The organism is Shewanella sp. SM20 (assembly GCF_025654545.1).
GTDB lineage: Bacteria > Pseudomonadota > Gammaproteobacteria > Enterobacterales > Shewanellaceae > Shewanella > Shewanella oncorhynchi.
In genome coordinates, this window is the sequence record NZ_JAKKRK010000006.1 from 82818 (window position 1) to 96792 (window position 13975).

General features: G+C 43.0%; 12 protein-coding genes. 8 read left to right on the forward strand and 4 right to left on the reverse strand.

The features are described from left to right. The first annotated feature begins 72 nt into the window (after positions 1-72). The 7 genes from speA (at position 73) to L5M18_RS04460 (ending at position 6324) form a co-directional block, all read left to right on the forward strand. The gene (gene speA / locus L5M18_RS04430; protein ID WP_028760330.1) at positions 73-1986 is read left to right on the forward strand and encodes a biosynthetic arginine decarboxylase; all 1914 of its coding nucleotides are present in this window, start codon (positions 73-75) and stop codon (positions 1984-1986) included. A 159-nt stretch (positions 1987-2145) separates the two neighbouring features. Next, positions 2146-3087: an S-adenosylmethionine decarboxylase proenzyme gene (locus tag L5M18_RS04435; protein ID WP_263196056.1), complete on the forward strand. Its 942-nt coding sequence runs from the start codon at positions 2146-2148 to the stop codon at positions 3085-3087. A gap of 28 nt (positions 3088-3115) precedes the next feature. Next, positions 3116-3754, forward strand: a complete 639-nt coding sequence (pdxH, locus tag L5M18_RS04440; RefSeq protein ID WP_131523902.1) for a pyridoxamine 5'-phosphate oxidase — start codon at positions 3116-3118, stop codon at positions 3752-3754. A gap of 67 nt (positions 3755-3821) precedes the next feature. Beyond that, entirely contained in the window at positions 3822-4274 is a 453-nt protein-coding gene (locus tag L5M18_RS04445; protein WP_006081277.1) for a YaiI/YqxD family protein, read from the forward strand. A 155-nt stretch (positions 4275-4429) separates the two neighbouring features. Next, positions 4430-5005, forward strand: a complete 576-nt coding sequence (locus tag L5M18_RS04450) for a YceI family protein (RefSeq protein WP_028760327.1) — start codon at positions 4430-4432, stop codon at positions 5003-5005. A gap of 176 nt (positions 5006-5181) precedes the next feature. Beyond that, positions 5182-5538 carry a DUF3802 family protein gene (locus tag L5M18_RS04455; RefSeq protein WP_028760326.1) on the forward strand — a complete coding sequence of 119 codons (357 nt, stop codon included), beginning with the start codon at positions 5182-5184 and terminating at the stop codon, positions 5536-5538. 423 nt (positions 5539-5961) lie between these two features. After that, positions 5962-6324, forward strand: a complete 363-nt coding sequence (locus tag L5M18_RS04460) for an STAS/SEC14 domain-containing protein (protein ID WP_028760325.1) — start codon at positions 5962-5964, stop codon at positions 6322-6324. A gap of 14 nt (positions 6325-6338) precedes the next feature. On the opposite strand, the gene L5M18_RS04465 is transcribed toward L5M18_RS04460, so the two are convergent. The 3 genes from L5M18_RS04465 to nhaB all read right to left on the reverse strand — a co-directional run bounded on the left by L5M18_RS04465 (position 6339) and on the right by nhaB (position 11345). Further along, a complete protein-coding gene (locus tag L5M18_RS04465) occupies positions 6339-8966 on the reverse strand; it encodes a PAS domain-containing protein (RefSeq protein ID WP_263196046.1) in 2628 nt (875 codons plus the stop codon). A 160-nt stretch (positions 8967-9126) separates the two neighbouring features. Then, the gene (dsbB, locus tag L5M18_RS04470; protein ID WP_028760323.1) at positions 9127-9654 is read right to left on the reverse strand and encodes a disulfide bond formation protein DsbB; all 528 of its coding nucleotides are present in this window, start codon (positions 9652-9654) and stop codon (positions 9127-9129) included. An 89-nt stretch (positions 9655-9743) separates the two neighbouring features. After that, a complete protein-coding gene (nhaB, locus tag L5M18_RS04475; protein ID WP_028760322.1) occupies positions 9744-11345 on the reverse strand; it encodes a sodium/proton antiporter NhaB in 1602 nt (533 codons plus the stop codon). A gap of 301 nt (positions 11346-11646) precedes the next feature. Between nhaB and fadR the strand changes: the two genes are divergently transcribed. Further along, positions 11647-12363, forward strand: a complete 717-nt coding sequence (fadR, locus tag L5M18_RS04480; RefSeq protein WP_028760321.1) for a fatty acid metabolism transcriptional regulator FadR — start codon at positions 11647-11649, stop codon at positions 12361-12363. An 84-nt stretch (positions 12364-12447) separates the two neighbouring features. On the opposite strand, the gene L5M18_RS04485 is transcribed toward fadR, so the two are convergent. Further along, positions 12448-13974, reverse strand: coding sequence for a SpoVR family protein (locus L5M18_RS04485; RefSeq protein WP_173496550.1), 1527 nt, complete (start codon positions 13972-13974; stop codon positions 12448-12450). Position 13975 lies beyond the last annotated feature (1 nt).

Genomic DNA, 13975 nt, shown 5'->3' on the forward strand with positions numbered 1-13975 from the left:
TTGTCGAACGGGCGGTTGTGCTATTAAGCCATAACCGTTTAACCCATTTTTTAATAGACGGGCTAAATAATAATGAATGATTGGTCTATTGATGATGCTCGTGCTGGGTACAATGTTACTCACTGGAGCCAAGGTTTTTATGGGATTAGCGATCAAGGTGAGGTGACTGTGTCACCGGACCCCAAAAATCCTGATTACAAGATTGGCTTAAATGAGCTAGCCAAAGACATGGTTAAGGCGGGAGTCGCTTTACCTGTACTAGTTCGTTTTCCGCAGATCCTGCACCACAGAGTGAACAGTTTGTGCCAAGCATTCGACCAAGCGATACAGAAGTACGAGTATCAGGCGGACTATTTGCTGGTTTACCCGATTAAAGTAAACCAACAGCAAACTGTGGTGGAAGAGATCCTGGCGAGTCAGGCATCAAAAGAAGTACCACAACTGGGTTTAGAAGCGGGCAGTAAGCCTGAGCTGATGGCTGTGTTAGCCATGGCGCAAAAAGCCAGTTCAGTCATTGTATGTAATGGTTATAAAGATAATGAATATATCCGTTTAGCACTGATTGGTGAAAAGTTAGGCCACAAGGTTTACATCGTTTTAGAAAAACTGTCTGAACTGAAAATGGTGTTAGCTGAATCTAAACGTCTGGGTGTGACACCGCGTTTAGGTCTACGTGCACGTTTAGCATTCCAAGGCAAAGGCAAGTGGCAGGCGAGCGGCGGTGAGAAATCTAAGTTCGGTTTATCTGCTGCGCAAATTTTGTTGGTTGTAGAGCAACTTAAGCAACACGATATGCTGGATTCGCTGCAATTGCTGCATTTCCACTTAGGTTCGCAAATCGCTAATATCCGTGATATTCGCCAAGGTGTGAGTGAAGCGGGTCGTTTCTACTGTGAATTACGTGAATTAGGCGCAAGCGTTAACTGCTTTGACGTCGGTGGTGGTTTAGCGGTGGATTACGATGGCACTCGTAGCCAAAGTAATAACTCGATGAACTATGGCCTGACCGAATACGCCAACAACATAGTTAACGTATTGACTGACATCTGTAATGAATACGAGCAACCTATGCCACGTATTATTTCAGAATCGGGTCGTTACTTAACGGCGCACCATGCTGTGCTTATCACCGATGTTATCGGTACTGAAGCTTATCAGCCTGAAGATATTCAACCGCCAGCGGAAGATTCACCACAGTTATTGCATAACATGTGGCATTCATGGTCTGAGATCAGCGGCCGCGCCGATCAACGTGCTTTGATTGAGATTTACCACGATAGCCAAAGTGACTTACAAGAAGCGCATTCGCTATTCGCTTTAGGTCAATTGACCTTAGCGGAGCGTGCGTGGGCTGAGCAAGCTAACCTGCGCGTGTGTCATGAAGTGCAAGGGCTATTGAGTGCGAAAAACCGTTATCACAGACCTATCATTGATGAACTCAATGAAAAGTTAGCCGATAAGTTCTTTGTTAACTTCTCATTATTCCAGTCATTACCGGATGCTTGGGGTATTGACCAAGTGTTCCCAGTATTGCCGTTATCAGGCCTAGATAAAGCCCCTGAGCGCCGTGCTGTCATGCTCGATATCACCTGCGACTCTGACGGTATTGTCGATCAATACGTTGATGGTCAAGGGATTGAAACCACGCTGCCAGTGCCAGCATGGAGTGCGGATAGCCCGTACCTGATTGGTTTCTTCCTTGTGGGTGCATACCAAGAAATCTTGGGTGATATGCATAACCTGTTTGGTGATACAAACTCAGCAGTGGTTCGCATCGAAGATAATGGTGTGACTAACATCGAATCTGTATTGGCGGGTGACACGGTTGCTGACGTATTGCGTTACGTTAACTTAGATGCGGTGGCCTTTATGCGCACTTATGAAGAGTTAGTGAATCTGCATATCGCCGAAGGTGAACGCGCACAAATTTTAGAAGAATTGCAACTAGGGCTGAAAGGCTATACCTATTTAGAAGATTTTTCTTAATTTCTAGCGTGTTAAAATAAATCAGCCTTGGGTAACCTCGGCTGATTTTTGTTTTTATAAGGACAGATTTTTCGCTTTTATTGCCGTTTTAGTCGTGTAAAATCGCGTTGTTCTAGGATCAAGTAAAGGATGAGTGACGATCATGAGGTCAAAGGGTTGATGTTTTTTGAAGGTTCAGAAAAAAAACTCGAGATTATCGTGACGGCGTCTGTGCCGAATTTACGCGAACTCGATGTGAGTTTTTGGTCTGCCTTAGTCAACTGTGCCCACGCCGAGATACTGTCGCAGTTAAGTAATGCGGACTGTGATGCTTATCTGTTGAGTGAATCCAGCTTGTTTGTATGGCACGACAGATTTGTCATGCTCACCTGTGGTAACAGTACCTTAGTGGGCGCCGCTTGTTATTTTATCGACGCGCTTGGCGTGCCTGCCATGGCCTTGGTGAGTTATCAGCGTAAAAACGAATACCAAGCTCATCTGCAAACCACGAGTTTTGCCGAGGATATTGGCAAACTGCGCCAACGTATCGCCGGTAAAGCCTTTCGAGTGGGTCATCTCGACAGCCATCATCACTATTTTTTCTGCTCTGACAGTGATTATCGAGCACCAAAGGATGATCAAACCAGTGAGCTGTTGATGTACCACATTCGTGGCGAATTTGCTGACTATCTTAATGGCGGCTCGCAGAGTAAAGATGAGATTTGCGCTGCACTCGAACTTAACGATTTACTCCCTGAATTTGAGATTGACGCCCATTTATTTGATCCGTCAGGCTTTTCGATGAACGGTCTTTGGGGCAAATATTATGTTACCTTGCATATTACGCCTCAAAGCGAGAATGCGTGCGCTAGCTCCTATGTGAGCTTTGAAACGAATCTGGATTTAGCGCAGTATCCGCAAGATCTATTGGGGCGTCTATTAACCTTGTTTGCTCCTGTCAGTTGGGACACAATCCGCTTTAATACCGACGACTCAACGCAGGGATTTCCTGCCCATTTATGCTTAGGGTGGTGTTCATTAACGACCGAGCAAGGTTATGACATTGGTTTTAGCCACTATCAGCAGCTTCAGGCTGAAGTGCTGATCCCTGAACTCATGTGAATTTTTGGCGTTTGCTTAAGGAAACCCTATGACAGATCTCAGTGATATCCGCCGCGAGTATGCCAAAGGCGGCTTAAGACGTGCCGACTTACCGCAAAACCCGATGGACTTGTTTGAATTGTGGATGACGCAGGCGAGGGATGCAGAGCTTAGCGATCCCACCGCCATGTGTGTGGCGACTGTGGATGAGCACGGCCAACCTTTTCAACGAATAGTATTACTTAAGCGTTTTGATGACACAGGTTTCGTATTTTTTACTAACCTTGGCAGCCGCAAAGCACAGCAAATTGCTGCTAATAATAAAGTCAGTTTGCATTTCCCTTGGCATCCTCTAGAGCGTCAAGTATCTGTGCTTGGTGAAGCGCAGGCACTGTCCACCGCTGAAGTGCTTAAATACTTTATGACCCGTCCTAAGGACAGCCAAATTGCGGCTTGGGTATCGCAGCAGTCGAGTAAACTCAGCGCTAGACAAGTACTTGAAGGCAAATTCTTCGAAATGAAAGCTAAGTTCGCCAAGGGCGATGTGCCTTTACCCAGTTTTTGGGGCGGTTACTTAGTGAGACCTTCGAGTATTGAATTTTGGCAGGGTGGAGAACACAGGCTACATGATCGTTTTATTTATTCTCGCCATGATGCAGAGTGGGAAATCGATCGTTTAGCGCCTTAGTACGGTGCATAGTTCGATAGTCGGCATAAAACTGAGCTTGTGAATCTAACAACAGAGTTAAAAGACATTGAGTGATTATAAAATTTGGGTTGATGCGGATGCATGCCCTAATCCTATCAAAGAAATCCTGTTTCGGGCGGCGGAGCGCAAAGCCCTGCCGCTGGTGCTGGTGGCTAATCAAATGATCCGCGTACCGCCATCTCCCTATATCAGCCAAATTCGAGTCGGTGCGGGATTTGATGTGGCAGATCAATATATTGTCGATCATGTTGAACCGACGCATTTAGTGATCACCGCGGATATTCCCTTAGCGGCTTTAATCATTGAAAAGGGCGCCTTGGCGCTCAATCCCCGTGGCGAGCTTTATACCGTCGATAACATAAAACAAAAGCTGACTATGCGCGATTTTATGGAGGATTTGCGCGGTTCTGGCGTGCACACCGGCGGGCCTGATTCGTTTTCTCAAGCAGATAAACAGGCTTTTGCCAATAGCTTAGATAAATGGTTAGTGCGCGTATGAATCATAGTTTACTGGTCGCTAATGGATAAACAGAGTATCTTTAGCTTAAGTTAGGTGATGTTGATCACGTTTAACTGGACAGGATTTTAGCCTGTTGCGGATGTCGATTTTCTTTACGGCATGGCTTTTAAACTCACTCTTTAAGGACGGATACGATGAAAAAATGGATGGGAATTGTCGCCTTATCTGCTATGGCCAGTTTTAGCTGTGCCGCGCAATGGCAAGTGATGGAACAAGATTCGCGAGTCAGTTTTATTTCGGTAAAGAAAGGTGATATAGGTGAAGTCCATCACTTTAAACAACTCAAAGGTACGCTAAAAGATAACGGTCAATTTGAATTAACAATTCCACTAATCGGTGTGGCAACGGGTATTGATGTCCGCGATGAGCGGATGCAAAATTTGTTATTTGAAGTGTCTTTGTATCCAGAGCTGAAACTGTCATCACAAGTAGACCCTAAGATACTAAAAAATCTTGGCGTCGGTGAGAGTAAAGTTTTTGATATTGATGGAAAAATTGCGTTACACGGCAAATCGCAAACTAAGGCTTTTTCGGTGATTATCACTAAAGTTTCTGATAACAAACTTTTAGTGAACAGTTTTCAACCGGTAATTGTTAATGCCAATGAGTTTGATCTTGTGGCTGGGATTGATAAATTACGTGAAATTGCGGGTTTATCGAGTATTAGTCAAGCTGTTCCTGTGTCATTTGTACTAACCTTAACTCAGTAACTTCAATAAGATTGGTATAGATCAATACGTCTGTTATCGAAGATAGGCTAGAGTTAAATAAGTGGCGTATGCTAGATCTTGATAAGAAGCCGAGCTTTTGGCTTCTTTGATATTTTCTGATGTGCTATTAATAGCATCACAATAGATATTAAGTTAATGAGTTTAAAGGGTAAAAAATGGTCACAGATAAAGATGGTTACATGCATTTGGTCCAGTATTTAACTGAACATCTTGGCTTATTTGAAACACCAGGTTCAGAGGTAGTTTCAGACGATACTGTGATGGAATTATTTGAAGAGCAATTGTCGGCACAGATCATTATGGTGTGTGGCCAAAATCCATCGTTGTCTTTTACGCAACGTAATGTGATTATCCGTGAAGTGGATGCAATTGTGTATGATTTAGAAGAAATTTTAGCTTCAGTTGCCAACCATAAAGCGACTCCCGCACAGACTTTATTTATTACCGAGTTTTCTAGTTTGATTAAGAATTTGTTCGATCAAGAAATCGCTAAACTTCAAGTGAGTGCTTAGTCAGAATAGCAATTAGATTATTTATTAATGCATGATTTTAGGTAAGTCATGACTAATACTATTTTTTAGCAGCGTAAATCACCATCGTTTGAGTACCATGTGTTTCCTCACACTTATTGTTAACCTCGAGCAGTAGCAGCCTTGAGTGTGAGGTAAATATCTTCTCTTTGCTTCACCTCATGTTATTTCGTATGGTCACCATTTTTCATCGAGTTCTGCGACTAAGTTTTGTTGCTGGGTTATGCGAGTCATCGCTGTGGATTCGCTCCTTTTGGCGTCATTTGCATTGCTGATGTGTATGTATAAAATGGTGTTAGCTTAAAATAAAAAGCCCATCTTTCCCGCATTTATGTCATTGTCTGTGTATCTTTAGTGTATGAGCTTTAACTATTTTTCCCTTCATGTATTGATAAGGAGTGTTCAATGCTAACGATTTCTTCGGGTCATGCTGATGATATATTGGCAGTGGTCGCATCTGGCCGTGTTAACCATGGGGATGTTGAAGGCTATTTGGTTCCCGCCATAGAAGCCAAGCTGCAAGACCACGCCAGCATTCGCCTTTGGTACGAGTTTTCCCCTGAATTTGAAGGTATATCCGTTGGGGCCCTGTGGGATGATGCGGTATTAGGTTTATTTCATTTAAGTGATTTTTCAAGGGTCGTGATGATTGCCAATGCCACTCAAACAAATGCTATGGTTAATGCGCTAGCCTGCATGCTGCCATGTCCGGTAAAGGTATTTACCGCCGATGAACATAGCCAAGCTAAGGCATGGTTAGATCAATAACGCACCTTTATTTATCACGGTTCTAAATCTGTACTCAGTGGCCAACAACATTGAATGTGTGTGCCTTGGTTCAAGTGGCTACTGATGCTAAGGCTGCCATTGAGATCATTTTTAAGCCACAGATTTATACAGGTCAGTGTTCCAAGGCAGAGTTCTTGCGCTAGTTCTTGTCGTAACTGTGCGAGTTGCGGCTCTGTCATACCTATCCCATTATCGATAATACTGATGTGTAACTCTTCGCTCGACTTGTCGATATTAATGGTTATTTCACGCTGTTCATTGTGAGCTTTAAATGCATGATTCAACGTGTTGGTGATTAGACGATAAAACAGCTGCAAATATTGCCATGAAGGGCCATCAAGGATGATATTTTCTTCACAATTTAACGCTATTTCCACATTTGTTTTAGCTAGTTGTACCTTTAGCAACCCTAAGAGATGGCGCATAAATTGTGCGAGATGCAGTGGCCGAATGTCATTTTGATGATTCGTTAATAACTGGGCAATATGTCGCAATTTATCTGCCTGAGTCACCATGATTTCGGTGATCTGATTTTGGTCGTTAGCATTATCTATTGGCTGAAGTTGGCACACTTTGGCGAGTAGCTGATCTTGTTCATGCATAATTTGCGTCATCATTTCAGCTAGAAAATTTTGCATTAGCTGTTGGCTTTGTTCACGACTGAGATTGAGTTGATGATGCTTCTCAAGCAATTGGGTTGATTTGTCTTGGAGCAGATAGAGTTCATGGTTATGTTGATTACTGAGACGAACTTGTTCTTGTAGGTGATTAAGCGCCTCGACTTGCCCTAAAAGTAACTTTTCTTGTTCTTGCTCTTTAATTTTTTGTAAGGTGATATCAAAGGCAATAGCACCGACTGCAATAACGGTATCGTCATCATCTTTGATCTTAAATTTAGTCACGATATAAATAAGATTGCCTAGGGGCGATGGAATAGCTTCTTCGAAGTTTATGGCTTCATGATTATGCAGAACGCGTCGATCATTTTGTTGATACTCGTGGGCAAATTGGCTGGGAAATATCTCAAAATCAGAGGTGCCAATAATGCGTCTGCGTTCTATACCTAAGATTTCACAATATTTGTCATTGACGAGAATATATTTACCGTGAAGATCTTTGATATAGATGAGATTTTGAGAAAATTTAAGCAAAGCCCTCAATTGTTCTTTATGGCGCTTTAACTCCAGTTGAAACAGGTTTTGGCTCTGCAATTGCTGTTCTAGTGCCAGGTTACTCGCATCTAAGCTCGCCATTGCCACTTCAAGCTGTCGAGTACGCGACAGGAATGTTTTTGCCAATAAGCCAATTTCGTCATGGCTGTTATTGGCTTTGAGTTCGATAGAGGCGGAATCATTACGTTTTAAGGCTTGGACGATTTCAATAATGGGGGTAATAAATAGTCGGTGCTGGAGTAAGAATAATAGAATTAAGCCTAATAGTTGAATACAGACTAAATAAACGCCGACCTTTTCGATTAAATGTTTAGCGGTATCCTGCAGCGGTGAAATTGGGGTGACGACAAGTACCTTCCAATAGGTATTTGGCATGAGAAATACCGAAACGAGAGATGCCGTTTTAAGGATTGGATCATGGGTCAAAGTTACCGACGTCAGTAATTTCGGGGCAGTAAAATGATTTAAGGCATTGTTATTTACGATGGCCGCTAACATGTCACGCTCATTTTGATGACTTAGTCTCGTTAGATGCTGCATCTGTTCTTGGGTAAAAACGCGCTCGGCAATCGCCGCTTCTATAAAGGCTTTATCTGCACTCTGTAATGCGACTTCGACGGGGCTGAAATCTGGCTGTTGGCTGGCGAGATGATTGAAGGTGACGAAAGAATGATTGGTATTGGTTTGATGCTTAAGATCGTTATTGGCATCTGGATAGGCGAGTACTTGGTTTTGATGATCTAAAGCTATGACATAGCCTCTGACATTAATCATAGTATTGCGTAATAGCACATTGAGCTTTTCTAAACTGATATCCACAGTGGCGGCACCAATAAACTGATGGTCCATCCACATAGCGCCTGAGGCTGTGATCATTGACTCATGGGTTGTCGGATCGAAATAAGATTTTGACCAGAAAATTTTACCTGCAGGAAAATAGCGCGTCGGGCGATACCATTCTTCGGTGTGGTAGCTTGGGAACGTGTCTTTGTTATAGGAATCAATGGCGACTAATTCATCGTTTACATTGTGTGCCCAAAACAGGCTATCTCGAAATTTTTGCTGATTAAACGCGCCGGGTTCCGGCCAGACGCCGCCGCCAGAGATGATGCGTTGTTGACTATCGAGTTTCAGCAACGTGGGAATGGTTTTCACCAGTTGCTCATGATCATAGCGGTAAAGTTTGGCGATACTGGAAATTGAGTCGACTACGGTTTCAACCTGTGAAGTCATTTCTTGCAGTTTAGCGATAATCAACTGGCCATAGTTTTGGTTTAACACGGCTTGCTGATCAAGAACTTGTTGGCGTTGAATGCTCAGCATCACCCAAGCTGTACTACAAATCAAAATAGCGGCAATGACGAGCTGAATAAGGCTAAATTTGAATGGCAAACTGTTTTGCCATTGGGTTAATGGCGTGTGTGGCTCAGATGTCGAACTTTTTCCCATAATCCCCAGTTTCCAAATCACCACTTTTCATTGAGCCAGTGTAGCGCTTTCTCACTGTTTTGCTATTGGCATATGTTTAAGTTGCGAGGATTGAATAGGATAAGTGGAATATAATCGTCAATAAAAAGGCAGGTTTTATGCCTGCCTTATCTCAAACTCGTTATTTATAAAGAGACGGTTTATTTGAACCACTTAGGACAGGCACAATAAAGAGTAACCAAGCGACCAAGAAGCCACTGAAAGCCACTACCATCCATTCGGGCATCGTTACACCCATAAAGACCCAAGGTACATCAGTACACATGCCAGTAGGCATCATAACGGCAGGGAACCATTCGTGTAATGGCATCCAAGCTGGAAATTCAGGTAAGAATGAACAGGTTGAAAAAGGGGATGGGTTGGCTTGCATATCTACGAGCGATAAAGCTAGTTTTAATCCCCAAGTTGCACTGATGGCCCAGAGCACGGCAGCTAAGATCCTGACTATTCGATATTTTGGGGCTGTCATGCCAATGAGGCCTGCTGCCAATAAACCAAAAATAGCGAGTCTTTGGTAAATACACATGACACAGGGTTCCAGTTTCATAACATATTGAAAATACAGGGCGGCTGCTTCTAACCCAAGGGCTGTGCCTGCGAGAATAAACCAAGATGAACGGGAATGGGCAAAGCGAGTCATTACAGTCAAAGTGAGCTCCATATCAACAAAAAACGCCCTCAGACATGGGGCGTTTTTTGGACTCTACTTATTAAATAAAGTTCAGTCAATAAAGAAGATTAATGTCCAGTCATCGGCTCTAAAACTTCACTAGCGCTGTGATGGATGATTATCTGGGAATCATAGAAATATTGGGTAGCTTGTTCTAAGAAACCCGTTTGAATCGCCATGACACCTACGATAGACAGCACGATAGTGTAAGGCAATGCCATCCATACCATTCTGCCATAGGATAAGCGGATAAGTGGTGCTAGGGCTGAGGTTAGTAGGAACAAGAACGCCGCTTGACCATTGGGTGTGGCAACCGAAGGTAAATTAGTTCCAGTATTAATCGCAACGGCCAGCAAGTCGAATTGATCACGGCTGATTTGACCGTTAATCAATGCCGCTTTCACTTCGTTAATATACACAGTGCCGACGAACACGTTATCACTCACCATAGACAGTAATCCGTTGGCGATATAGAAAATCACCAACTGAGTATTGCCTTGATAACTCAGTGCCCATTGGATCACTGGTGCGAATAAGTGCTGGTCGATAATCACGCCAACAACCGCAAAGAAGACTGCTAATAACGCGGTAAAAGGCAGTGCTTCTTCGAAAGCTTTACCGAGGGCATGCTCATCGGTAACGCCGTTAAAGGCTGTGGTTAAAATAATTACAGAAAGACCAATTAGGCCCACTGAGGCCAAGTGCAATGCAAGTCCTGCGATCAACCAGACACCCACTAAGGCTTGGACAATTAACTTCATGTTGTCTTTATTGGTACGGCGCGCATCTTCATGGGCGGCATATTCACATAAGATCCGATGAACTGCCGTTGGCAACTTAGCGCCATAACCAAAAATGCCAAACTTTTCAACTAAGTAACAAGTTAAGATACCCGAGATTAATACAGGAACAGTAACGGGTGACATACGCACGGCGAATTCACCAAATTGCCAATTTGCTTGCGCGGCGATAATAAGGTTTTGTGGTTCACCGACCATAGTACACACGCCGCCCAGCGCAGTACCCACACCCGCATGCATTAACAGATTACGTAGGAAACCACGGAATGCACTGAGTTCTTCTTCGTTTAACTGATCTTCACCATCATCATTTTTACCTTCAGAGGTATGATCGTGATCAGCGCCGAAATCTTTTCCAGAAGCGACCTTGTGGTAAATAGAATAGAAACCCACAGCGACCGCGATAATGACGGCAATAACCGTTAACGCATCTAAGAAGGCTGATAAAAAGGCTGAAGCCAAACAAAACATTAATGACACTAAAATTTTAGAGCGCACTTTAGTAATGATTTTCGTGAAGCCAAATAGCAGCAATTGCTTCATGAAATATATACCAGCGACCATAAACACCAAGAGTAATAATACTTCGAGGTTGGCTTCTATTTCATGTAAGACTTGGCTTGCCGATGTCATTCCGATCGCGACGGCTTCAATTGCCAATAATCCGCCAGGCTGTAATGGATAGCATTTTAATGCCATTGCTAAGGTAAAAATAAATTCTAGAACCAATACCCAACCAGCCACAAAGGGGTCGACATAGAAAAAGAGTATTGGATTGATAATTAAAAATGACAGTATTGCGGTTTTGTACCACTTAGGAGAATTTCCTAAGAAGTTCCCAATAAACGCCTGACTCATTGTCGCCGGCATGGCAGCCTCTCTTCTAATTATGTTAAAAATTGCACGTGATTATTATCAATACCTGCGTTAGTTAAATGAGTCTAGCCTAAAGAGAAAGCTAATGTAATGAGTTACTGATACCGACATTTCAAAAAGCGGAGCTAAGCGGCAAAATTGGCCCATCCTGTATTGACCTTGGTCGTTTTTTTGAACGATTCTGTGACATTTACATGGCGATAACACAGTGATTTTAAGTGAATGGTTTCCATTTTTTACCGCTCTGGTATGATCAGTGACCATTACGACGCACAACAACTGGATAAGTGGGCTGATGATTATCAATGCCAAAGGACCTGCAAGTTTTGCAGAGAAGTATATTGTGAGATCAATTTGGGAAAACAAATTTCCTCCAGGGTCCATTTTACCGGCTGAACGTGAGCTTTCAGAATTGATTGGTGTGACTCGCACCACTTTGCGTGAGGTGCTACAGCGCTTGGCGCGTGACGGTTGGTTGAAAATTCAGCATGGCAAACCAACACGGGTTAACAACTTTTGGGAAACCTCAGGTTTAAACATCCTTGAGACTATTGCTGATTTGAATCCCGAGGGTTTTCCGGTATTGGTTGACCAACTCTTGTCAGCTAGAACGAACGTTAGTGCTATCTATTTTCGCGGTGCTTTGCGTTATAACCCGGATACCGCTGTGGAGGTACTTGCAAAGATACACCAGCTTGAAGATACGGCTGAATCCTATGCTGAATTTGACTACTTACTGCATCACACCTTAGCGTTTTCGTCTGGAAATCCACTTTACGTTTTGATATTAAACGGATTTAAAGGTTTGTATAGTCGAGTTGGGCGTTATTACTTTACCAGCTCAGATGCGCGTTTATTAGCATTGAACTTTTACAAAGAATTAGAACTGTTGGCTCAGGCGAAAAATTACCTCGATGTCTCTGCGCTAATGCGTACCTATGGCATGAATAGCGGTAAGATGTGGTTACAATTACGCGAAGATATGCCAGCTTCTATTGCTCAAGATCATTAATCTCTGTGAGTGATATCGTGTTAAGATAGCGCTAAATAAACAAAAAGGCCGTTTCAATTGGAAACGGCCTTTTTATTGTGCTTATTATTCTGGTTTATTGGCTTCAGGGCAGGATGCTAAGACGCTAATACTCGCATCTGCATTTTTTTGCTCTAAGGTGACAGTGAAACCCCATAATCGATGTAAATGCTTTAATACTTCTTTATGGCTATTGGCTAAGGGAATATCGTTATTTGGCACATAATGTAAGGTTAAGGATCGATCACCGTTGATTTCCACATTATGTACTTGGATATTTGGCTCAATATTAGACAGGTTATATTGTTGTGATAGTAACTGGCGAATATCTTGATAGCCCCGTTCATCGTGGATCGCGGATACCGAAAGATAATTGCGTTTCTCATCATCATGGATACCGAACAATTTAAATTGGCGGATAACTTTAGGTGAAAGATATTGGCTAATAAAACTTTCATCTTTAAAGTTTTGCATCGCAAAGTGTAAGGTTTCAATCCAATTACTGCCAGCAATGTCGGGAAACCAAGCTTTATCTTCATCGGTTGGATTTTCACAAATACGCCGAATATCGGTGAACATAGCAAAACCTAAGGCGTATGGGTTGATGCCACTGTAATAACGACTGTTGTAATCGGGTTGGGCCACAACGCCTGTATGGCTTTGCAAAAACTCGATCATGAAGCGATCAGTGACCACGCCATCGTCGTACAAGTGATTCAAGATAGTGTAATGCCAGAAGGTTGCCCAGCCTTCATTCATGACTTGAGTTTGTTTTTGCGGATAAAAATATTGCGCCATTTTACGCACAATACGGATTATTTCCCTTTGCCATGGTTCAAGCAAAGGAGCGTTTTTTTCGATAAAATATAAAATATTTTCCTGCGGTTCGGCGGGGAAACGACGTTTTTTAGATTGAGACTGCTCATGTTGATGGGTCGGAATGGTGCGCCATAAATCATTTACTTGGCTTTGAAGGTAAGCCTCGCGATCCTTTTGTCTTGCTTGTTCTTCCCTGAATGAGATTTCAGAGGGACGTTTATAACGATCGACACCATAGTTCATTAGCGCATGACAGGAGTCTATGACGCTTTCGACTTGTTCTACACCGTATTTTTGCTCGCAGTCACTGATGTAGTTTTTAGCAAAGACAAGGTAGTCAATAATCGAGCTCGCATCTGTCCATGTCTTAAATAAGTAATTGTTTTTAAAAAAGCTGTTATGTCCGAAACAGGCGTGAGCTATCACCAGCGCCTGCATTGTGATGGTGTTTTCTTCCATTAAGTAAGCGATACAGGGGTTAGAGTTAATTACAATTTCATAGGCGAGCCCCATTTGGCCACGTTTGTAACCTTGCTCGGTTTCGATAAAACGTTTGCCGAAAGACCAATGGGTGTAACCTATGGGCATGCCTATGCCAGCATAAGCATCCATCATCTGTTCAGCAGTGATGACTTCAATTTGATTTGGGTAAGTGCTGAGTTTATAGAGCGCTGCCACCCGCTCAATTTCCTTGAGGTAGTCTTGCAGTAGCTCGAAGCTCCAGTCGGGACCATCGCTCAGTGGTGTCCAAGATGTTGATTTAGTTATCCCCATA

Bases quoted from the DNA above. Each gene is read 5' to 3' on its own strand.
- fadR (WP_028760321.1), top strand. From the start codon at position 11,647: ATGATTATCAATGCCAAAGGACCTGCAAGTTTTGCAGAGAAGTATATT.
- L5M18_RS04455 (WP_028760326.1), top strand. From the start codon at position 5,182: ATGGTCACAGATAAAGATGGTTACATGCATTTGGTCCAGTATTTAACT.
- nhaB (WP_028760322.1), bottom strand. From the start codon at position 11,345: ATGCCGGCGACAATGAGTCAGGCGTTTATTGGGAACTTCTTAGGAAAT.
- pdxH (WP_131523902.1), top strand. From the start codon at position 3,116: ATGACAGATCTCAGTGATATCCGCCGCGAGTATGCCAAAGGCGGCTTA.
- speA (WP_028760330.1), top strand. From the start codon at position 73: ATGAATGATTGGTCTATTGATGATGCTCGTGCTGGGTACAATGTTACT.
- L5M18_RS04485 (WP_173496550.1), bottom strand. From the start codon at position 13,974: ATGGGGATAACTAAATCAACATCTTGGACACCACTGAGCGATGGTCCC.
- L5M18_RS04435 (WP_263196056.1), top strand. From the start codon at position 2,146: ATGTTTTTTGAAGGTTCAGAAAAAAAACTCGAGATTATCGTGACGGCG.
- L5M18_RS04460 (WP_028760325.1), top strand. From the start codon at position 5,962: ATGCTAACGATTTCTTCGGGTCATGCTGATGATATATTGGCAGTGGTC.
- L5M18_RS04465 (WP_263196046.1), bottom strand. From the start codon at position 8,966: ATGGGAAAAAGTTCGACATCTGAGCCACACACGCCATTAACCCAATGG.
- L5M18_RS04450 (WP_028760327.1), top strand. From the start codon at position 4,430: ATGAAAAAATGGATGGGAATTGTCGCCTTATCTGCTATGGCCAGTTTT.